Genomic DNA, 20,721 nt, shown 5'->3' on the forward strand with positions numbered 1-20,721 from the left:
ACCAATCTGGGTTTGGGACCTAGCCGGGGTTGCGGGTGGATCGGATTTCGAGCGGCAGGGAGAACGTGAGGGTCTCCTCGGCCACGGTCACCGGCTCCACGTCGTCGTATCCGTGGGCGGCGAGCCAGCCGAGTAACTCCCCGACCAGCCGCTCGGGGACGGAGGCGCCGGAGCTGACCCCGACCGTCCGCACGCCGTCGAGCCAGCGCTCGTCGGCGTCGGCGGCCCGGTCGATCAGGTACGCCGCTCCCGCGCCCGCGTTGAGGGCCACTTCGACCAGCCGCCGGGAGTTCGACGAGTTGGCGGAGCCGACGACGATGACCAGCTCGCACCGAGGGGCGATCCTGGTGATCGCCTCCTGGCGGTTCTGGCTGGCGTAGCAGATGTCGTCGCTGGGCGGGTCGACCAGCTGGGGGAAGCGTTTGCGCAGCTCGGCGACGGCCTGCATGGTCTCGTCCACGGCCAGCGTGGTCTGCGACAGCCAGCTCATCGGGCGCGAGCCGCCCGCCGTCAGCTCGTCGGGCCTGGCCGGGTCCACGACGTGGATGCGCTCGGGGGCCTCGCCGAACGTGCCCTCGACCTCCTCGTGCTCGGCGTGGCCGATGAGCACGATCTCGTAGCCCGCCTCGGCCATGCGTACGGCCTCTTTGTGGACCTTCGTGACCAGCGGGCAGGTGGCGTCGATCGTCCGCAGGCCGCGCACTCCCGCCTCGTCCTTCACCGCCGGCGCGACGCCGTGGGCGGAGAAGACGACCAGTGAGCCGTCGGGGACCTCGTCCAGCTCCTCGACGAAGATCGCGCCGCGCCGGGTGAGGTCGTCGACCACGTACGTGTTGTGCACGATCTGTTTGCGCACGTAGACCGGTGGACCGAAGCGTCTCAACGCCTCTTCGACGGTGCTGATCGCACGCTCGACACCCGCGCAGAAGCCGCGCGGGGCCGCGAGAAGAACCTGTCCCATCTGGGGAACCCCTCTACTTGGTGCGGTGCGCGAGCTGGTCGGCCAGCACGGCCAGCGCTCTCGCCGCGTCCTGCTCCATCCGCGCCGCGGCCAGCGCCGTCACGGCCTCGCGCACACGGTCTTCGATCATTTCCTCGACCTCGGCCAGCGCTCCCGTGTCGCGCAGGATCTGCCGCAGCTCCTCGGCGCGCTCCTCGGTCAGCTCCGGGTTGCCGTGCCAGCTCTTGAGATGGGCGAGCTGGGCGGGGGTGGCCCGCAGCACGGCGTGCGCGACGAGCACGGTGTGCTTGCCCTCGCGCAGGTCGTCCAGCGCCGACTTGCCGGTCTCCGACTCCAGGCCGAACGTGCCGAGCACGTCGTCGCGGAGCTGGAACGCCTCGCCCAGCGGCAGGCCGAAGCGCGAGTAGGACTCCAGTAGCTCCAGCGAGGCCCCGGCCAGCGCGCCGCCGATCTGCAGCGGCCGCTCGACGGTGTACTTGGCGGTCTTGAACCGGATCACCGTGAGCGCCTCGTCCACGCTCGCGCCCGAGCGGAGCTGGGCCAGGACGTCGAGATACTGGCCGCTGATGACCTCGGTGCGCATGGTGTCGAACACGTGGTGCGCGGCCCGCAGCCGGTGCGGCTCCACGCCGCACGACGACAGCATGGTGTCGGACCAGGCCAGGCTCAGCGTGCCGAGCAGGATGCCGCCCGCCTGCCCGAACGCGTCCGAGCCCGGGCCGCGGTGCAGCCCGGCCAGGCTCCTGTGCACGGTGGCCCGGCCGCGCCGCAGCTCGCTGCCGTCCATGATGTCGTCGTGGATGAGCAGACCCGCGTGGCAGAGCTCCAGGGACGCGGCGGCGGTGATGATCTCGTCCCCGTCGCCCCCGCCGGCGCCCCGCCAGCCCCAGTAGCAGAGCTGCGGCCTGACGCGCTTGCCGCCGTTGAGGACGAAGTCGGTGAGCAACTGGTACGCCGCCTCGACGTCGGGGTCGTCGACGGGAGCTCGCCAGGTCTCGAGGAAACCGGCCAGGCGACGGTCGATGCGTGATCCAACGTTGTGCTGAGTGAAGCTCACCGGCATGCGCGCGGCTCCTTCTGTCAGGGCGTCAGCTACCAATAGTTACTCACCCAATACAGAGCGTGTAAAGCGTTTTGGCGCGGAGCGTTCGCCCTTTGCCAAGATCCAGGCGTGTCGGGAGGACACCTGGAGCCACTGCCGATTTGATGGCATATGTCCGGGTATGCGGCATTTGTGGCTATTCCGTAAGGAGGCACCATGAAGGCAGTCACCTGGCACGGCAAGCGCGACGTCCGGGTCGAGGAGGTTCCCGACCCCGCCATCAAGGAGCCCAACGACGCGGTCATCAGGATCACCACCACCGGGATCTGCGGCTCCGACCTGCACCTGTACGAGGTGCTCGGGCCGTTCATGGCCGAGGGCGACATCATCGGGCACGAGCCCATGGGCGTCGTCGAGGAGGTCGGCTCCGCGATCGAGAACATCAAGCCGGGTGACCGCGTGGTCATCCCGTTCAACATCTCCTGCGGCCACTGCCACATGTGCGACATGCAGCTCTACGCGCAGTGCGAGACCACGCAGGTGCGCGAGCAGGGCACCGGAGCGGCCCTGTACGGCTACACCAAGCTCTACGGCCAGGTGCCCGGCGGGCAGGCCCAGTACCTGCGGGTGCCCGAGGCGCAGTTCGGCCCGATCAAGGTGCCCGAGGGGCCGCCGGACGAGCGCTTCCTCTACCTGTCCGACGTGCTGCCGACCGCCTGGCAGGCCGTCGCGGACGCGGACATCCCCGAGGGCGGCAGCGTCACCGTCTTCGGCCTCGGTCCCGTCGGCCAGATGTGCTGCCGCATCGCCCGCCACCTCGGCCACCGGGTGATCGGCGTGGACGGCGTCACGCAGCGCCTGGAGATGGCCCGCCGCCACGGCATCGAGGTCATCGACGCGAGCGAGGTCACCGACGTCCCCGAGGAGGTCCGGCAGCAGACCTCCGGGCGCGGCACGGACTCCGTCGTCGACGCGGTCGGCATGGAGGCCCACGGCTCCCCGGCCGCCAAGCTCGCCCAGACGATCACCACGATGCTGCCCGGAGCGGTGGCCGCGCCGCTCATGTCGCACACGGGCGTCGACCGCCTCGCCGCCCTCAACCAGGCCATCGACGCCGTACGGCGCGGTGGCGTCATCTCCGTCGTCGGCACCTACGGGGGCATGACGGACCCCATGCCCATGCTGCGCATGTTCGACAAGGGCATCACGATGCGCATGGGGCAGACCCATGTCCGGCGGTGGACCAGCGCGCTGATGCCGCTGGTGACCGACGAGTCGGATCCGCTCGGCGTGATGGACCTCGCCACCCATCGGATGCCCCTGGAGCAGGCGCCCCTCGCGTACGAGATGTTCCAGAAGAAGTCCGACGGAGCCGTCAAGATCCTGCTCCAGCCATAATCTGGCAGGTCAGAGGGGTTTCGCTGCCCGATCGGCGGGCAGCGAAGCACCCATGAGAGTCGTTGTGGTGGGTGCGACCGGCAACGTCGGCACCAGCCTGGTGCGTGCGCTGGCCGCCGACGACGGCGTGACCTCGATCGTCGGGGTCGCCCGTCGGCTGCCCGGATGGCGGATCGACCGCACCGACTGGCGGCAGGCGGACGTCGCGACCGCGGATCTGACGCGGATCTTCGACGGGGCGGACGCCGTCGTCCATCTCGCGTGGCTGTTCCAGCCCACCAGGGACCCGGCGACGACCTGGCGGGCGAACGTGCTGGGCAGCATGCGCGTCTTCCGCGCCGTCGCCGAGGCGGGGGTGCCCGCGCTCGTCCACGCCTCGTCCGTGGGCGCGTACTCGCCGGGGCCCGAGGACCGGGCGGTGGACGAGAGCTGGCCCACGCACGGCTGGCCGGGGGCCGCGTACGGGCGGGAGAAGGCGTACGTCGAGCGGGTGCTCGACGTCTTCGAGAACGATCACCCGAGCATCCGGGTGGTGCGGATGCGGCCGGGGTTCGTCTTCCAGCGGGTGGCCGCCACCGAGCAGCGCAGGCTGTTCGGCGGGCCGTTCGTGCCGGGGTGGCTGATCAAGGAGGGGCGGATCCCGTTCGTGCCGGACATCCCGGGCCTGCGGCTGCAGGCGCTGCACGCGGAGGACGCGGCGGAGGCGTACCGGCTGGCCGTCACCAAGGAGGTGCGGGGGGCGTTCAACCTCGCCGCCGCGCCCGTGCTCGACCCGCCCGACCTGGCCAAGCTGCTCGGCACCCGTACGGTCCCGGTCTCGCCCGCCGTGGCCAGGACGGTCATGTCGGCGGCCTGGCACCTGCGGCTCCTGCCGGCCGCGCCCGGCCTGCTGGACCTGGTCCTGCGGGCCCCGATCATGAAGACCGACCGCGCCAGGGACGTGCTGGGGTGGACGCCGCGGCACCCGTCGTGGGAGGCCGTGCGGGAGCTGTTCGAGGGGCTGCACGACGGGGCCGGCATGGACACCGCGCCGCTGGCCCCCGACGGCGGACCCGTCGGCCGCGTCAAGGAGCTCGCCGCCGGTGTCGGTGGGGCGTCCGGGGTGTAAGTCGTCTCCTCCGGGGAACGTGACACACGACGCGAGGTCCTGAAGCGCGAGAGCCGCCCTGTAGCCGCCCTGTCGGACGACACGGAGGGAGCGCATGCGGACCCTGATGGCCCAGCCCTTCGCCCTCGACGACGTCACCAGGCTGCGCCGCGCCGTGGCCGAGTGCGCCAGGAGCTGCGGGCTGAGCAGCCCTCGGCTGGACGACTTCGTCCTGGCCGTGCACGAGAGCGTCGTCAACGCCGTGGAGCACGGGGGTGGGCATGGGTACTTCAAGCTGTGGACGGTGGACGGCGTCATCCGCTCGGAGACGTCCGACGAGGGGCGGGGCATCCCCGACGGGTACGTCAACGGCAGCATCACCCCGCTCGAACTCGCGCAGGGCGGCAGGGGGATCTACCTCATCCGCCGGCTGTGCGACACGGCCGACTTCGACACCGGTCCCGGGGGGACGACGGTCCTGCTCACGATGCGGCTGCCGGGCGGGCCCGAGCGCGCGGCCCACGAGGTCATGAAACGCATCCGCGTGATGGCCGGCTGCCGCCCCTTCGGCCGTTTCATGGCCTGACCCCCGCTCCGCGCCGGGTGGTCGGGTGCCAGGTAGGCTCGCTACGTGAGCGGCGAAGCGCTTTCCCCGGGGATCATCTCGCCCGTCCGGCGCATCGGGCGGCGGGAGTTCGATTTCGCGCGCCAGGTCGCCGTCATGGCCATCGTCAACAGGACGCCCAACTCCTTCCACGACCAGGGCAGCACGTTCGAGCTCGACAACGCCGTGGCGGCCGCGTGCCGGGCCGTGGACGACGGGGCCGACTGGGTGGACATCGGCGGGTTCGCCTTCAGCGCGGCCCAGGCGCAGATCGGCGCGGACGAGGAGATCGACCGGGTCGCGCCGGTCATCGCCGAGGTCAGGAAGGCCACCGACGCCGTCATCTCCGTCGACACCCACCGGCCCGACGTGGCGCGGGCGGCCGTCGAGGCGGGCGCGGACGTGATCAACGACACCAACGGCCTGCGCGAGCCCGGCATGGCGGAGTTCGCGGCCAAGTCGGGGGTCAGCGTGATCGTGACGCACAGCCTCGGCGGCCCGGGCAGGCGCGTCTTCCGGCCGAGCTACCAGGACGTCGTCGCCGAGGTGGCCGCCTATCTGCGCGAGCGGGTCGCGTACGCGCTGGAGGCCGGGATCGCCCCGGACCGGATCATCATCGACCCCGGCCACGACCTGAACAAGAACACCTTCCACTCCCTGGAGATCACCCGGCGGCTGGAGGAGATCACCGCGATCGGCTACCCGACGCTGGTGGCCCTGTCCAACAAGGACTTCATCGGCGAGACGCTCGACCGGCCCCAGGGGGAGCGGAGGGAGGGCACGATCGCCGCCAACGTCTTCTCGATCGTCAAGGGCGCCCGCATCCTGCGGGTGCACGACGTGGCCGCCACGGTCGCGTCCGTACGCATGACCGAGGCCATGCTCGGCTGGCGTGGCCCGCTGACCCCGAGTCACAACCTGGCCTGAGGAGGCCGTCTTGACCGAGCGGAAACCCCTGGGCATGCCGTTCGAGAGCTGGATCGACCGGCAGATCCGCGAGGCGCAGGAGCGCGGCGAGTTCGACGACCTGCCCGGGGCCGGCAAGCCGCTGCCGGACCGGCCGCACGACGACATGTGGTGGATCAAGCAGAAGATCGAGAGCGAAGGGCTGTCGATGCCCCTGCCGCCCACGCTGGCGCTGCGCAAGCAGGCGGAGAAGGCGCTGGCCCACGCGCGCGGGGCCAGGTCGGAGACCGAGGTACGGCGGATCCTCGACGAGATCAACCAGAAGATCCGCGACGCGATCAGGACGGGGCTGTCGGGCCCGCCGCTCAACCTGATGCCCTTCGACGTCGACAAGATCATCTCGGAGTGGCGCAGCGCTCAAAGGTGAAGGGGCCCCGCGGACGGGGCCCCTTCGGGTGAATCGAGGGACCCGGGTCAGGCGGGTCCCTCCGAGAGACCCGGGTCAGGCGGGTCTCTCGGGCTCATGCCGGGGGCGATGGCCCCCGGCCCTGACGGTCGTCAGTTGACGGGCGGGTAGGCGTTCCTCAGCAGCTCCTGGAACTGCGCCGAGAACCAGCGTCCCGACAGCGGCGCGTTGGGCAGCGCGCCGGTCAGGTTGTTGCCGTTGAGGTTGTTGCCGTGGTAGGTCGGGTCGCACATCCGGTCGAACTTCTTGCCCTCGTCGTTCGGGATGTCCGAGCTGGCGCCGTCCGACTCGCCCGGAGGCTTGATCCAGACGTAGGCGTCGAACCCGGCGGCGGGGCTGGCGGTCGGCCGCGCGCCCAGACCAGCACCGCTCTGGTTGCACCAGTTGCCGGCGTGGATGCGGCGGTCGGTACGCGACTGGTTGACGAAGTCGTCCACGTTGGTCGAGGTGCTCGGCCCGCTCGGGCGGGCGGAGCCGCCCCAGCCGTTGCGCGAGGTGTCGACCAGCATGCCGAGCCCGTTCTTGAAGCCCTTGGAGATGAGGGCGCTGCGCAGGCCCGTGGCGAACGTCGCCTCGTCGACGTACCAGTTCCAGTCCACCCACTTGGACTGCCGGACCGACGTGCCGTTCACGGTCGAGTTGATCGTGAAGTACGGCTCGGTGGTCGCGGAGGTGTTGGCGGTGTTGACGATGAAGCCGTCCACGCTGTCCACACCGGCGGTGGCGCCGGCGACGGTGCTGTAGAAGATGTTGACGGACGGGTTGAAGTTCGAGTCCCAGCCCAGCCAGGCGTGGTGGGCGGCGTCGATGTAGGTGTAGACGTTGGTGATGGCGTGCAGCTTGTTGAGCGCGTAGCGGACGCCGTCGACGTAGGCACCGGACGAGTTGGCCTCGGCGCACTTGGCGAAGCTGAGGTTGGTGACCAGGTTGGGCAGCGAGTCGGGCTCGATGATCGTGACGATGCGCAGGTTCGCGTACGCGGAGTCGCTCATGATCGCCGAGATCGGGTCGATGTACTCGGTCTTGTAGCGGTTGAGCCCGTTCTCGGCGACGAGCAGCTCGCCGTTGGAGGCCAGCGCCGAGCAGTCGCGGTTGGGCAGGTCGTAGATGACGAACTGGACGGTCAGCGGCGCGGAGCCGTTGGCGGCGTCCTGCCTGACGGCCTCGTCCAGGTGGGCGCGCAGGCCCATGGCGGAGGAGGAGCCGGCGATGGCCGCGATGCGGTCCAGCCAGACGGCGGTGGAGGTGTTGGCCACCGCGGAGCCGCCGGGCTCGGCCTGGGCCTTGGCCTTCCAGTCGGGGTTGACGTAGCCGGTGGCGCCGGCGTACGGGTTCTCGACGTGGCCGCCGGGGGTGGTGCCGCCGTCGTTGTCGGCCTCGGTGGCGGTGACCGTCCTGGAGGTCAGACCGGTGGAGGCGACGGTGATGGTGCGGCTGCCGTTGGCCGTGTCGGAGTCCTCGGAGGCGGCCAGGGTGACCGTCTGCGGGGTGTTCCAGTTGGACGACGTGAAGGTGAGGCTGCCGCCACCGGAGACGGTGATGTTGGTGTCGCCGGTGCCCGCCGTCGAGGTGACGGTCACGTTCGAGGTCGGCGCGGCGGCCAGGCGCACGGTGTACGTGGCGGTGGCGCCCTCGGGCACGGTCACCGCGGTCGGCGTCACGATGATCGACTGCTCCACCACGGCGTCGTCGTCCACCTCGGTGGCCGAGACCGTGGCCGGGGTGACGCCGGTGCCGCCGACGGTGAAGGAGGCGGTGCCCGCGGTCGTGTCGGAGTCCTGGGCCGCGGCCAGGGTGACGGTCTGGGCGGTGTTCCAGTTGGACGGGGTGAAGGTCAGCGAGCCGCCCGAGCTGACGGACAGGTCGGTGTCACCGCTGGCCCGGGTGGTGGTGACGGTCACGTTGGCGGACGGGGCCGAGGAGAGCCGGGCCGTGAACGTCGCCGTGCCGCCCTCGTTCACCGCGACCGAGCTGGCCGAGGTGACCACCGACGGGGTGGTGGGGTTCCCGCCGCCGCCGCAGGTGACCCCGTTCACGGTGAACGTGGTCGGGTTCGGGTTGCTGCCGGTCCAGGTGCCGTTGAAGCCGATGGAGACCGAGCCCCCGGTGCTCAGGCTGCCGTTGTACGGCATGTTCGTCCCGGTCACCCGCGTGCCCGACTGGCTCCAGTTGGCGCTCCAGCCCGTCGGGGTGTACTTCTGCCCCGTGGTCGGGAAGTCGAAGCCCAGGTTCCACGAGGTGATGGGGTCACCGGTGTTCTTCAACGTGATGCTCGCGGTGAAACCGCCCTGGCCGGGGCTGCTGGTCCACGAGTTGGCAGAGTAGGTCACGTCGCAGGCGACGGCGGCGTTGGCTGCCGTGCTCTGGCCGACGACGAGCCCTAAGGCCGCGACACTCGCGGCGGTCACGGTCACGGCCCATTTGCGGAGGCCGCGTTGGAGTCTCACGAGCGATCATCTCCAGTGTTAGAGGGCTGGGAGCGCTCCCATGGTCTGTCGTGGTTCCATCCGTGTACAGAGGGCGATGCTCGCGGAGGTGTCCGCCGCGCCGCATGCTCGTTGAATGCCCCGGAACGCGGATGAAACTTTCATCCCGGGCACCCTGGTGAGAGGAAACACGGGGGTTACCGGACCGCCATTCCGTTGACATACGCGTGGGGGCACCCACAATCCGTTTGGGAGCGCTCCCACTCCTCTACTCCCATGGAGACCCCGTGAAGTACAGACCTTCTCCCCTTCTCTCCCGCTTATCGCGGCGACTGGCCGTGGCCGCGACGTTTGTCCTTGTGGCGGGTGTGACCTCGGCAGTGTCGGCCGGACCCGCGCAGGCGGCCGTGGCGTGCGACGTGACGTACACGGCCAATCAATGGACCAGCAGCCCCGGTCAGGGCGGTTTCACCGCGAGCATCACGTTGAAGAACACCGGTGACCCCATCACCTCGTGGAACCTGGGCTTCGACTTCCCGACCACGGGGCAGAAGTACACCCCGACCGGCTGGAGCGCCAACTGGAGCCAGTCGGGCACGCGGGTCACGGCCACCAACATGCCGTACAACGGCAGCCTGGGCACCGGCGCGTCCGTGTCCATCGGCTTCAACGGCACCTGGACCGGCAGCAACCCGAACCCGACCACGTTCAGCGTGAACGGGGTCACCTGCGGCGGCGCCAACGCCGCGCCCACGGTGTCGCTGACCTCGCCGACCGCGGGGCAGACGTTCACCGCCCCGGCCACCGTGCCGATCGCGGCGAACGCGTCCGACTCCGACGGCACGGTCTCGAAGGTCGACTTCTACCAGGGCTCCACGCTGCTGGGCACCGACACCTCGGCGCCGTACAGCTACAGCTGGACGAACGTGGCGGCCGGCAGCTACTCGATCACCGCGCGGGCCACCGACAACGGCGGCGCGACCACCACCTCGGCGCCGGTCGGGATCACGGTCTCGCAGAACACGGGTCCCGCGCTCGTCGTGAGCCCGACGAGCCTGTCCGTGCCGGAGGCGGGGACCGCGAGCTTCAGCGTGAAGCTGTCGCAGGCGCCCTCGGCCAACGTGACCGTCACCACGGCACGCGCCAGCGGTGACACCGACCTGACCGTCTCCGGCGGCGCCAGCCTGACCTTCACGCCGTCCAACTGGAACACCGCGCAGAACGTCACGCTCGCGGCGGCCAACGACAGCGACACCACCGCCGGCTCCGGCGTGTTCCGGGTGAGCGCCACCGGCTACACCGCGGTCGACGTCACCGCCACCGAGGCGGACGACGACGTCGGCGGCAACAACACCTACGTCCAGCGCTTCGTCGAGATGTACAACGAGCTCCACGACCCGGCGAACGGCTACTTCTCGCCCGAGGGCGTGCCGTACCACTCGATCGAGACGTTCATGGTCGAGGCACCGGACCACGGGCACGAGACCACGTCCGAGGCCTACAGCTACTACCTGTGGCTGGAGGCGGTCTACGGGCAGGTCACCGGCGACTGGACGAAGTTCAACAACGCCTGGACCTCGATGGAGAAGTACATCATCCCGGCCGCGGCCGACCAGCCGACGAACTCCTTCTACACGCCGAACAAGCCGGCCACGTACGCGCCGGAGTCGAACCAGATCAGCAACTACCCGAGCCCGCTCGACACCGGCGTGACCCCGGGCACCGACCCGATCGCGGGCGAGCTGCAGAGCGCGTACGGCACCCGCGACATCTACGGCATGCATTGGCTGCTCGACGTCGACAACACCTACGGCTTCGGCCGCTGCGGCGACGGCACCACCAAGCCCGCCTACATCAACACCTACCAGCGCGGCCCGGAGGAGTCGGTCTTCGAGACGATCCCGCAGCCGTCCTGCGACACCTTCAAGCACGGCGGCACCAACGGCTACCTGGACCTGTTCATCAAGGACAGCTCCTACGCCAAGCAGTGGAGGTACACCAACGCCCCCGACGCCGACGCGCGCGCCGTGCAGGCCGCGTACTGGGCGCAGACGTGGGCCAAGGCGCAGGGCAAGGAGTCGCAGATCTCCGGGTCGGTCGCCAAGGCCGCGAAGATGGGCGACTACCTGCGCTACGCGATGTACGACAAGTACTTCAAGAAGCCCGGCTGCACGAGCCCGCAGTGCGCGGCCGGCACCGGCAAGGACTCCTCCAACTACCTGCTGAGCTGGTACTACGCCTGGGGCGGCGCGACCGACTCCAGCGCCGGCTGGGCATGGCGCATCGGCTCCAGCCACAACCACTCCGGCTACCAGAACCCGCTCGCGGCCTGGGCGCTGGCGAACGTGACCGAGCTGAAGCCCAAGAGCAGCACCGGCGTGGCCGACTGGAGCACCAGCCTCACCCGGCAGCTGCAGTTCTACGGCTGGCTGCAGTCGGCCGAGGGCGCCATCGCCGGTGGCGCGACCAACAGCTGGGAGGGCCACTACGCGACGCCGCCGGCCGGCCTGCCGAAGTTCCACGGCCTGACCTACGACTGGCAGCCCGTCTACCACGACCCGCCGTCGAACCAGTGGTTCGGCTTCCAGGCGTGGACGATGGAGCGGGTGGCCGAGCTGTACTACGCCTCGGGGAACGCCGACGCCAAGGCGGTGCTCGACAAGTGGGTCACCTGGGCCATGAACAACACCACCATCAACGCGGACGGCTCGTACCAGATCCCGTCCACGCTGCGGTGGACCGGTCAGCCCGTGGGTGACTTCACCGCCACCTCCGGGATGCCTCCGGCCAACCCCGGCCTGCACGTGACGATCGCCGACTACACGAACGACGTGGGCGTGGCCGGCGCGTACGCCAAGGTGCTCATGTACTACGCGGCCAAGGCGAACAACACGGCGGCCAAGAACATGGCCAAGGCGCTGCTCGACGGCGTGTGGAAGAACCGCGACGCCAAGGGCGTGTCGGTCGCCGAGACCAAGACCGACTACAACCGCGTGGACGACCCGGTCTACGTGCCGTCCGGCTGGAGCGGCAAGATGCCCAACGGCGACACCATCAACTCCAGCTCGACGTTCATCTCGATCAGGTCCTTCTACAAGAACGACCCGGACTGGCCGAAGGTCGACGCCTTCCTGAAGGGCACGGGCCCCGCGCCGGTCTTCAACTACCACCGGTTCTGGGCACAGGTGGACGTCGCCGTCGCCCTGGGCGAGTACGGACGGCTCTTCCCGTGAGAAAAGCACTGATCGCCGTGGCGTCGCTGGTCCTGCCCCTCATCTCGATGGGGGCGGGGCCGGCGGCCCACGCCGCCGCACCGGCGTTCGCGTACGGTGAGGCGCTGCAGAAGGCGCTGTGGTTCTACGAGGCCCAGCAGTCGGGCGACCTGCCGAGCTGGAACCGCGTCGGCTGGCGCGGCGACTCCGGCATGAACGACGGCAAGGACGTGGGCGTGGACCTCACGGGCGGCTGGTACGACGCGGGCGACCACGTCAAGTTCGGCTTCCCGATGGCGTTCTCCACGACCATGCTGGCCTGGGGCGCGGTCGAGTACCGCGACGCGTACGCGAACTCCGGGCAGCTCACGCACCTGCTGAACAACCTCAAGTTCGTCAACGACTACTTCATCAAGGCCCACCCGTCGGCGAACGTGCTGTACGGGCAGGTCGGCAATGGCGGCACGGACCACGCCTGGTGGGGCCCGGCCGAGGCCATGCAGATGACGCGGCCCGCGTACAAGATCGACGCGTCGTGCGGCGGGTCGGACCTGGCGGGCGAGACGGCGGCGGCGATGGCCGCCTCCTCGATCGTCTTCCGCCCGACAAATCCGACTTATGCTGACACGCTCCTGACGCACGCCAAGCAGCTGTACTCCTTCGCCGACACGGTCAGGAAGAAGTACACCGACTGCATCACCGACGCGCAGGGCTACTACAACTCGTGGAGCGGTTACAACGACGAGCTGGTGTGGGGCGCGATCTGGCTCTACCGGGCCACGAACGACGCCTCCTACCTGGCCAAGGCCGAGACCGGGTACGACAACCTCGGCAACGAGCCGCAGACCACCACCAAGTCGTACAAGTGGACGATCGCGTGGGACGACAAGTCGTACGGCGCGTACGTGCTGCTGTACAAGCTGACCGGCAAGCAGCGCTACCTGGACGACGCCAACCGCTGGCTCGACTGGTGGACCGTCGGCGTGAACGGCGCGAAGGTGGCGTACTCGCCGGGCGGCCAGGCCGTGCTCGACCGGTGGGGTTCGCTGCGGTACGCGGCCAACACCTCGTTCACGGCGCTCGTGCACAGCGACACCATCACCGACGCCACGCGCAAGGCCCGCTACCACGACTTCGCGGTGCGGCAGATCAACTACGCGCTCGGTGACAACCCGCGCAACTCCTCGTACCTGATCGGGTTCGGCGCCAACCCGCCCAAGAACCCGCATCACCGCACGGCGCACGGCTCGTGGACCGACCAGATCACCAACCCCGAGCAGACCCGCCACACCCTGTACGGCGCGCTCGTCGGCGGACCGCCCGACCCGAACGACGCCTACACCGACAAGCGCGACGACTACGTCATGAACGAGGTCGCCACCGACTACAACGCCGGCTTCACCAGCGCGCTGGCCCGGCTCTACAAGGAGTACGGCGGCGCTCCCGCGGCGAACTTCCCGGTGGCGGAGACCCCGGACGGTCCCGAGCTCTTCGTCGAGGCGGGCGTGAACGCCTCGGGCACCGGATTCACGGAGATCAAGGCCATCGTCCGCAACCAGTCGGCCTGGCCCGCCAGGGTCCTGTCCGACGGCTCGTTCCGCTACTACTTCACGCTCGACGGCACGACGACGGCCTCGCAGATCACCGTGTCGTCGGCCTACACGCAGTGCAAGGCGCCCACGCTGCACCAGCTGAGCGGCACCACGTACTACGTGAACATCGACTGCTCCGGGCAGGCCATCGCCCCGGCCGGGCAGTCGCAGCACCGCAGAGAGGTGCAGTTCAGGATCACCAGCGCGGGCACGTGGGACCCGGCGAACGACTGGTCGTACCGGAACATCCCCACCACGCCCGGCGCGACGCCGGTGCGCACCGGGAACATCACTCTCTACAGCGGCGCGACCAAGATCTGGGGTGAGCCCCCGGGTCCGGAGGAGCAGGACACGACAGCACCTAGCAAGCCGGGCAAGCCCGCGGTCTCCGAGATCACGGGCTCGACGGCCAAGCTGAGCTGGACCGCCTCCACGGACAACGTGGGCGTGAGCGGCTACGACGTCTACCTGGGGTCCCAAAAGGTAGGCACGGCCACGAGCGCGTCCTTCAACCTGAGCGGGCTCACCCCTAGCACCTCCTACACCGCCTCCGTGGTGGCGCGGGACGCGGCGGGCAACGCCTCGGCGTCGTCCGACGGCACCTCGTTCACCACGACGAACACGACGCCGCCGCCGACCGGCGGGTGCGCGGCGACGTACAAGGTGACGAGCTCGTGGGGCGGCGCCTTCCAGGCCGAGGTGACGGTGAAGAACAACGGCACCTCGGCGACCACCGGATGGACGGTCGCCTGGACGTCGGCGAACCAGATCACCCAGCTCTGGGGCGGCAAGCACACCCAGTCGGGGTCCGGCGTCACCGTCAGGAACGAGGCGTACAACGGGGCGCTCGCCCCGGGGGCCACCACCACGTTCGGCTTCATCGCCAACGGCGCACCCACCGTCCCCGACCCCATCACCTGCACTCCCGCCTGAGTGAAGACCCCGCCCCCGCCGCAGTAGCGGCGGGGGCGGTTCCACAGCTCAGTGAAAGGCAGCACATGAGATCACTGATCACCGCGCTGGCCTGCCTCCTCGCCTTCTGCGTCGCCCCCGTCGCCCCCGCGAACGCCGCCGTCGGCATTCACGTGAGCGGTACGAAGATCGTCGAGGCCAACGGCCAGGAGTTCGTCATGCGCGGCACCAGCCACGCGCACACGTGGTACGCGACGCAGACCAAGGCGTTCGCGGACATCAAGTCGCTGAAGGCCAACACCGTGCGGGTCGTGCTGAGCGGCGGCCGCTGGACCCCCAACAGCGTCTCCGACGTGGCCAACGTCGTCTCCCTCTGCAAGCAGAACAAGCTCATCTGCGTGCTGGAGAACCACGACACCACCGGGTACGGCGAGCAGAGCGGCGCCTACACCCTCGACCAGGCCGCCAACTACTGGATCAGCGTCAAGTCCGCCCTGGTCGGCCAGGAGGACTACGTCATCGTCAACATCGGCAACGAGCCGATCGGCAACAACGCCGTCACCCCGGGCTGGGCCGCCGCCACCACGGCCGCGATCCAGAAGCTGCGCAGCAACGGCTTCCAGCACGCGCTGATGGTGGACGCGCCCAACTGGGGTCAGGACTGGCAGTTCGGCATGCGCGACAACGCGCGGGCGGTCTTCGACAGCGACCCGAACAAGAACACGATCTTCTCCATCCACATGTACGGCGTCTTCGACACGGCCGCGGAGATCAACGCGTACATGGACGCGTTCAAGACCGCGGGGCTGCCGCTGGTCGTCGGCGAGTTCGGCTTCAACCACTCCGACGGCAACCCGGACGAGGACACGATCATGGCGCAGTCCGTGAGCCGCGGCCTCGGCTACCTGGGCTGGTCATGGAGCGGCAACGGCGGCGGCGTCGAATACCTCGACCAGGTCACCAACTTCGACGTCACCCAGCTCACGGATTGGGGCCGGCGGCTGTTCAACGGCGCCAACGGCATCGCCGCCACCTCCAAGCAGGCCTCGATCTACGGCGGCGGCACCACCGACCCGACCCCGCCGAGCACGCCCGGCACCCCGTCGGCGTCCGGCATCACCTCGTCGGGGGCGAACCTGTCCTGGACGGCCTCCACGGACAACGTCGGCGTGACCGGCTACGACGTCTACACCTCGACCGGGACCTCGCTCGGCTCGACCGCGACGAACTCGATCACGCTGACCGGGCTGTCGCCGGCGACCACGTACCAGGTGTACGTCAAGGCCAGGGACGCGGCCGGCAACCAGTCCGCCGCGTCGCCGACGGCGTCGTTCACCACGCTCAGCGGCGGCGGCACCGGCGGCGGCTGCACCGCTGCCGGCACCGTACAGAGCCAGTGGGGCACCGGGTACGTCGTGCAGCCCGTGACCGTGACCAACACCAGCACCTCGACCAAGTCGAGCTGGACGGTGACCTTCACGCTGCCGGCCGGCCACACGCTCACCGGCTCCTGGAACGCTGCAGTGACGGTCAGCGGCCAGACCGTGACGGCCAAGAACCTGAGCTACAACGGCACACTCGCACCCAACGCCGGCACGAGCTTCGGGGTGCAGGCGAGCCGGCCCAGCGGCAACACGTCCGTGCCGTCCGGCTACACGTGTGCCAACTGAACCGCCCGTCGTACCGCTGCGTATGAGGAGGTGAGGCGAAACAACCATCCTGCCCCACGACACCATCCCGCCCGGATGGGACGGACGCGGCCGGTACCTCCAGCCGGCCGCGTCCGTGTTTATGGCCTCTGCTCCGCAGAGGCGCGCTCGGTCGCTGGGGAGCCGTCGCCTTCCCTCGTCGCTCCGGTCGCTACGCTCCCTGCGCTCCTCAGTCCAGGCGACGGCGCTCCCTCGCGTTATCGGGCTTGGCTTTTCACGGCCTCGGCGAAGCGCTCGCGGGCGGCGTCGATCGCCGACTCGTCCTGGAACTCGGCGAAGGCCGCCTCGTGGTAGCGGGCCGGGATGAGCCGCTTGACGCGGTCCGGATAGCCCACGCCCGGCTCCGGCACCCGGACCAGGGGAGGGATGCCGACGCGCACCGCGATCGGGCCCGCGGCCCGTACGGAGGTGGCCCAGTCGGTGCCCGCGCCGGTGATCGCGCACATGTGGCGGGCGTAGACCCACTTCACCTCGACGAGGGAGGTCGCGTCGGGCGGATCGAACCCGAAGGGCTCCACGGCGCACACGACGCGCGAGTCGAAGTCGTGGCCGTGCGCGTGGTGCTCGTCGGGCGAGGACTGTTCGAGGATGAGCGTCACCTGGGCGGCGAGCTCCTGGTTCAGCTGGGAGGACGGCTGGCGGGCGGCGAAAAACATCACCCCGGCCAGGGTCAGGCCGGCCAGGGTGACGAGTGCCACGGCAAGCCCGCGACGTGATTTGATCACGGGCTGGTGCAGGTCAGGGCCGGGGCCGGGTTGGGGATCGATCCGGTGGCGTTGAAGCCGAACGTGGTGGTCGCGTTCGGCGCGAGCTGCCCGTTGTAGGTGGCGTTCTTGACCACCACGTTGGGCGGTTGCCCGGACAGCACGCCGTTCCATGGCGAGCCGTCGAAGCCCTGGCCGCCGGAGTAGGTCCACTTGACCGACCAGCCGTTGATCGACGAGGTGCTCGTGTTCTTCACGGTCACCTCGCCCTGGAAGTGGCCGGCCCAGCCGGTGTCCGTGGCCTTCCAGGTGGCGGTGCAGGCGCCCGGGTTGGCCGTCGGCGTGACCGTCGGCGTCACCGTCGGGGTGGCGGTGGGTGTGCCCTGGCCGGGGCCGACACCGGTGACCTCGCCCTTGCCGCCGTCGAAGACGACGTCGGAGCAGCTGTAGAAGTTCTCGTTGCTGTCGGAGCGCACCCACATCGTGTAGATGATGTGCCGGCCGGTCTTGCCGGACGGGAGCTGGGCGTTCCAGTAGTAGTAGTTGAGCGCGCCGGCGGGTCCGGTGTCCGGCGGGTTGGTGGCGCTGCCGAACGGCTCCAGGTCGGACCACTTCAGCGGCCCGTTGGGGTTCCAGCCGTTCTTGGTGACGTAGTAGTTGAAGGCGCCGGGGTGCTTGGCCCAGTTGCTGTGCCGCATCTGGATGGTGGCGCCCGAGGTCAGGTGGGTCAGCGGCCAGTCGCTGCGCACCGCGTTGTAGGCCGAGAAGTCGTAGGGACCGCCGGTGCCGCCGCTGCAGAGCTGCCCGTCGGGGATGAACCCGGTGGTCCGGCCCCCGCCGTCGGAACGCAGCACCGCGAACCAGTTGTACAGCGGGGTCGTGCCGCTCTGCGCGACGGCCGCCGCGCACGCGGGGTTGTAGGGGATGATCTGGCCGTTCTCCCGCAGGCCGTCCTGCCAGCACAGGAACGTCCTCGCCGCGGGGAACATCGACACCCCGTGCGCCAGTGCCTGCGTGGGCACCATCAGAACAGTCGTGATCAGAACCATGACGGCGGTGATCGCCGCCGACTTGAATAACCTCATGGGGATTCCCTTGCGCTGACGAATGAGGAAACCTGCCCACGAGCAGCCCGCCCGGCCTGCGCATTGAATCACGCCCCGCACGACCTCGACAACGCGCTGTGAAAGTTTCATTCGATCTTGGTCATAGCCGGTGCAGGCGCTACTCTGGGAGCGCTCCCATCAGGGGATGTGGCACGCGGCGTGCTTTGCGAGGGGTACGGACCGCGTATGAGGGGTACGGCGGGTGCTGCCGTACCCCTCCTCAATCACGATCCAGCGCGGCGTCGATGTCGTCGAGCCTGGCCTGCAGCTCGCTCAGGCAGGCGGGCGCGAGCCGCCCCTCGCCGAAGCGGTCGGACAGCTTCTGGCGCAGATTGTCCGTCCTCGACACCGACGGGCCGTGCGGTCCCACCGCGGCGTGCAGCACCTGTTTGAGGTCCAGCACCACGTCCGCGTCGGTCGCGCCGCACGGCGTCCTGGCCTCCAGCACCGTGTTGAAGCCGTCCACGGCCTGCTCGACGGTGGCGGCCGAGACCGGCGTGCTCTCGATCAGCCTGGCGGTCGGCGGTGTCTTGACCGTCACCTCCGGCTGCGGCCTCTGCTGCTCCTGCTGGAGTCCCGTCTGCTGGAACCACAGCAGGGCCGAGAGCGCGACGGCCGCCGAACCGGCGACCGTGAGGCCACGTCTGACGTGCCGCCCGAGGGTCGCCGCACTCAGCGCGGAGGTCAGCGCCGAGACGATCTCGGCCGCGGTCGGCCGCCGGTCCGGCCGGTCCGCCAGGCAGCGCTGGCAGAGCGTGGCCACGGAGTACGGCACGCCGGCGACGCGGGGCGGGGGATACGTCCTGCGCGCGGCCTCGATCTCCTCCCACGTCGTCTCCGGGTACGGCGTCCGCCCGGTGAGCATGGCGTGCAGCAGCACGCCGAGGGCGTACACGTCGACCGCGGGATGGGTCGGCGCGCCGAGCAGCCGCTCGGGGGCGACGTAGGGAGGGGTGCCGCGGTCGTCGTCGGGGTCTCCGGCCCAGGCCGCGATGCCGAAGTCGAGCAGCTTGGGTCCGTCGGCGGTGAGCAGCACGTTCTCGGCCGTGACGTCGCGGTGGACCAGGCCGCGGGCGTGCCCGGCCATCAGGACCCGGGCCAGCCGCAGCGCGATGGCCGCCGCTTCGGTCCACGGCAGCGGCCCCTGCTCGATGCGCTCGGCCAGCGGCGTGCCGTCGAGCAGCGGCATCACCACGTAGGCGGCGACGCCGCCGTACGTGGTGACGGTCTCGCCGTAGTCGTAGATGTCGATGGAGTCGGGGTGGATGAACCGGGCGGCGGCGCGCGCCTCGCTGCGGGCGCTCATGCGCTCGCCGCCGCCGGCATGAAGTGAGGCGGTGAGCACCTTGACGGCGATCATCCGGTGCAGCGACTGGTCGAAGGCACGCCAGATGACCGACATGCCCCCGCGGGCCAGCGGATCCAGCAACAGATACCTGCGGGCCAGTATGTCCCCCGGCTCAAGCCGACTCACGGACGACCAGTTCCGTAGGGAGTACGGGGTCGATCCCCGCGGCCCCCGACAGGAGCAGCCGGGTGGCGACGGTGGCGAGCTCCTCGACGGGCTGGCGGATGGTGGTCAGGGCCGGGACGGTGTGCCTGGCGACCGGGGCGTCATCGAACCCGATCACCGCCACGTCCGCCGGCACCTTGCGCCCGGCCCTGCGCAGTGCCTGGATCGCGCCTGCCGCCATCAGGTCCGAGGCGACGAAGACGGCGTCCAGACCTGGGGCGTGGCGTAACAGCCACTGCATGGCGTGGGTGCCGGAGGCCGCGGTGAAGTCCCCGTAGGCCACGGGAACGTCGGGTGCGCCCGCCGCCTGCAGGGTGCGTACCAGGCCTTCTAATCGGTCGCGCGCGCCGGGTAAGGACGGTGGTCCGCCGATGGCGGCGACGTTGCGGCGGCCGGATAACAGGAAGTGCTCCGCCGCCTGGCGGCCGCCGTCGAGGTTGTCCACGTCGGCGTACGGGAGTTTGAGATCGTGTGGCGGGCGGCCGATGTTGCGCACGGGGACGCCCGAGGTGGACAACTTGATCGCCAGGGGGTGACGCTCGCGCGCGCCCACGATCAGCACCGCGCCGGACAGCACCGGCAGTACGGACGATGTGGGCGTGACGGTGGTCACCATGAGATGGGTGCCGTGTTCGGCGATCACGGCCCCTGCGGCGGACAGGAGCCGTGCGTAGTAGGGCTCGGAGAAGAGGCGTGGGAGGTGGTCGCAGATCACCGCCGTGACGCCGTCGGCCATGGTCTTGGCGGCCGTTCCCCGAGGGGCTCGTTGGCGGACGTATCCCATGCGGGACACGGCGTCGTAGACTTGCCGGCGGGTCGAGGTACTGACCCGCACCGAGCCCGTGAGGACTCGAGATGCGGTCGCGGGGGAAACCCCTGCAGCGGCCGCCACCTGTGCCAGTGTGGGCTGCTCGGTCATGGAGCACCTCGCGGAAAAGATCCTGGGAGCGCTCCCACGTTACCAATGTTTCGGCGCTGTTAATAGGGCCTTTGCTGGGAGTGCGTCCCACTGTGCGGACGCACTCCGAATTTGCTCAGCTAGAGGCCCTAGTAACCGACAGTTGTTTTTGTGCCGAACGTTGA

General features: G+C 69.8%; 15 protein-coding genes. 8 read left to right on the forward strand and 7 right to left on the reverse strand.

Annotation, left to right across the window (positions count from 1 at the left end):
- Positions 1-19: 19 nt before the first annotated feature.
- On the reverse strand, positions 20-961 hold the full coding sequence (locus ABZX61_RS11600; RefSeq protein ID WP_355193647.1) for a 4-hydroxy-3-methylbut-2-enyl diphosphate reductase: 942 nt from the start codon (positions 959-961) through the stop codon (positions 20-22).
- A gap of 13 nt (positions 962-974) precedes the next feature.
- Complete coding sequence (locus tag ABZX61_RS11605; protein ID WP_355193649.1) at positions 975-2,024, reverse strand: polyprenyl synthetase family protein; 1,050 nt, start codon at positions 2,022-2,024, stop codon at positions 975-977.
- 195 nt (positions 2,025-2,219) lie between these two features.
- On the opposite strand from ABZX61_RS11605, the gene ABZX61_RS11610 reads away from it, so the two are divergent.
- From ABZX61_RS11610 to ABZX61_RS11630, 5 genes are all read left to right on the forward strand, one after another.
- Positions 2,220-3,401 carry a zinc-dependent alcohol dehydrogenase gene (locus ABZX61_RS11610; RefSeq protein WP_355193651.1) on the forward strand — a complete coding sequence of 394 codons (1,182 nt, stop codon included), beginning with the start codon at positions 2,220-2,222 and terminating at the stop codon, positions 3,399-3,401.
- 52 nt (positions 3,402-3,453) lie between these two features.
- Positions 3,454-4,509 carry an NAD-dependent epimerase/dehydratase family protein gene (locus ABZX61_RS11615; RefSeq protein WP_355193653.1) on the forward strand — a complete coding sequence of 352 codons (1,056 nt, stop codon included), beginning with the start codon at positions 3,454-3,456 and terminating at the stop codon, positions 4,507-4,509.
- A 94-nt stretch (positions 4,510-4,603) separates the two neighbouring features.
- The gene (locus ABZX61_RS11620; protein ID WP_355193655.1) at positions 4,604-5,074 is read left to right on the forward strand and encodes an ATP-binding protein; all 471 of its coding nucleotides are present in this window, start codon (positions 4,604-4,606) and stop codon (positions 5,072-5,074) included.
- Between the two features lie 45 nt (positions 5,075-5,119).
- Entirely contained in the window at positions 5,120-6,019 is a 900-nt protein-coding gene (gene folP / locus ABZX61_RS11625; protein WP_355193657.1) for a dihydropteroate synthase, read from the forward strand.
- 10 nt (positions 6,020-6,029) lie between these two features.
- Entirely contained in the window at positions 6,030-6,425 is a 396-nt protein-coding gene (locus tag ABZX61_RS11630; protein ID WP_355193659.1) for a DUF1992 domain-containing protein, read from the forward strand.
- A gap of 131 nt (positions 6,426-6,556) precedes the next feature.
- Here ABZX61_RS11630 and ABZX61_RS11635 read toward each other — a convergent pair whose 3' ends face one another.
- Positions 6,557-8,911: a glycoside hydrolase family 6 protein gene (locus tag ABZX61_RS11635; RefSeq protein WP_355193661.1), complete on the reverse strand. Its 2,355-nt coding sequence runs from the start codon at positions 8,909-8,911 to the stop codon at positions 6,557-6,559.
- A gap of 347 nt (positions 8,912-9,258) precedes the next feature.
- Between ABZX61_RS11635 and ABZX61_RS11640 the strand changes: the two genes are divergently transcribed.
- The 3 genes from ABZX61_RS11640 (at position 9,259) to ABZX61_RS11650 (ending at position 16,276) form a co-directional block, all read left to right on the forward strand.
- Positions 9,259-12,123, forward strand: coding sequence for a glycoside hydrolase family 48 protein (locus tag ABZX61_RS11640; RefSeq protein WP_355193663.1), 2,865 nt, complete (start codon positions 9,259-9,261; stop codon positions 12,121-12,123).
- 17 nt (positions 12,124-12,140) lie between these two features.
- Positions 12,141-14,627 (forward strand): glycoside hydrolase family 9 protein, encoded by a 2,487-nt coding sequence (locus ABZX61_RS11645; protein WP_355194069.1) that lies wholly within the window; start codon positions 12,141-12,143, stop codon positions 14,625-14,627.
- A gap of 65 nt (positions 14,628-14,692) precedes the next feature.
- Positions 14,693-16,276 carry a cellulase family glycosylhydrolase gene (locus tag ABZX61_RS11650; protein ID WP_355193665.1) on the forward strand — a complete coding sequence of 528 codons (1,584 nt, stop codon included), beginning with the start codon at positions 14,693-14,695 and terminating at the stop codon, positions 16,274-16,276.
- A gap of 236 nt (positions 16,277-16,512) precedes the next feature.
- Here the strand turns inward: ABZX61_RS11650 and ABZX61_RS11655 are convergent, their stop codons facing one another.
- From ABZX61_RS11655 to ABZX61_RS11670, 4 genes are all read right to left on the reverse strand, one after another.
- Positions 16,513-17,013 carry a hypothetical protein gene (locus ABZX61_RS11655; RefSeq protein ID WP_355193666.1) on the reverse strand — a complete coding sequence of 167 codons (501 nt, stop codon included), beginning with the start codon at positions 17,011-17,013 and terminating at the stop codon, positions 16,513-16,515.
- Positions 17,014-17,036: 23 nt separating this feature from the next.
- Entirely contained in the window at positions 17,037-18,104 is a 1,068-nt protein-coding gene (locus ABZX61_RS11660; protein ID WP_355193668.1) for a lytic polysaccharide monooxygenase, read from the reverse strand.
- A 241-nt stretch (positions 18,105-18,345) separates the two neighbouring features.
- Positions 18,346-19,599 carry a serine/threonine-protein kinase gene (locus ABZX61_RS11665; RefSeq protein WP_355193670.1) on the reverse strand — a complete coding sequence of 418 codons (1,254 nt, stop codon included), beginning with the start codon at positions 19,597-19,599 and terminating at the stop codon, positions 18,346-18,348.
- Positions 19,586-20,557, reverse strand: coding sequence for a LacI family DNA-binding transcriptional regulator (locus ABZX61_RS11670; RefSeq protein WP_355193672.1), 972 nt, complete (start codon positions 20,555-20,557; stop codon positions 19,586-19,588). Before ABZX61_RS11670 ends, ABZX61_RS11665 begins: the two co-directional genes overlap by 14 nt.
- Positions 20,558-20,721 lie beyond the last annotated feature (164 nt).

This window comes from Nonomuraea sp. NPDC003709, assembly GCF_040610775.1.
GTDB lineage: Bacteria > Actinomycetota > Actinomycetes > Streptosporangiales > Streptosporangiaceae > Nonomuraea > Nonomuraea angiospora_A.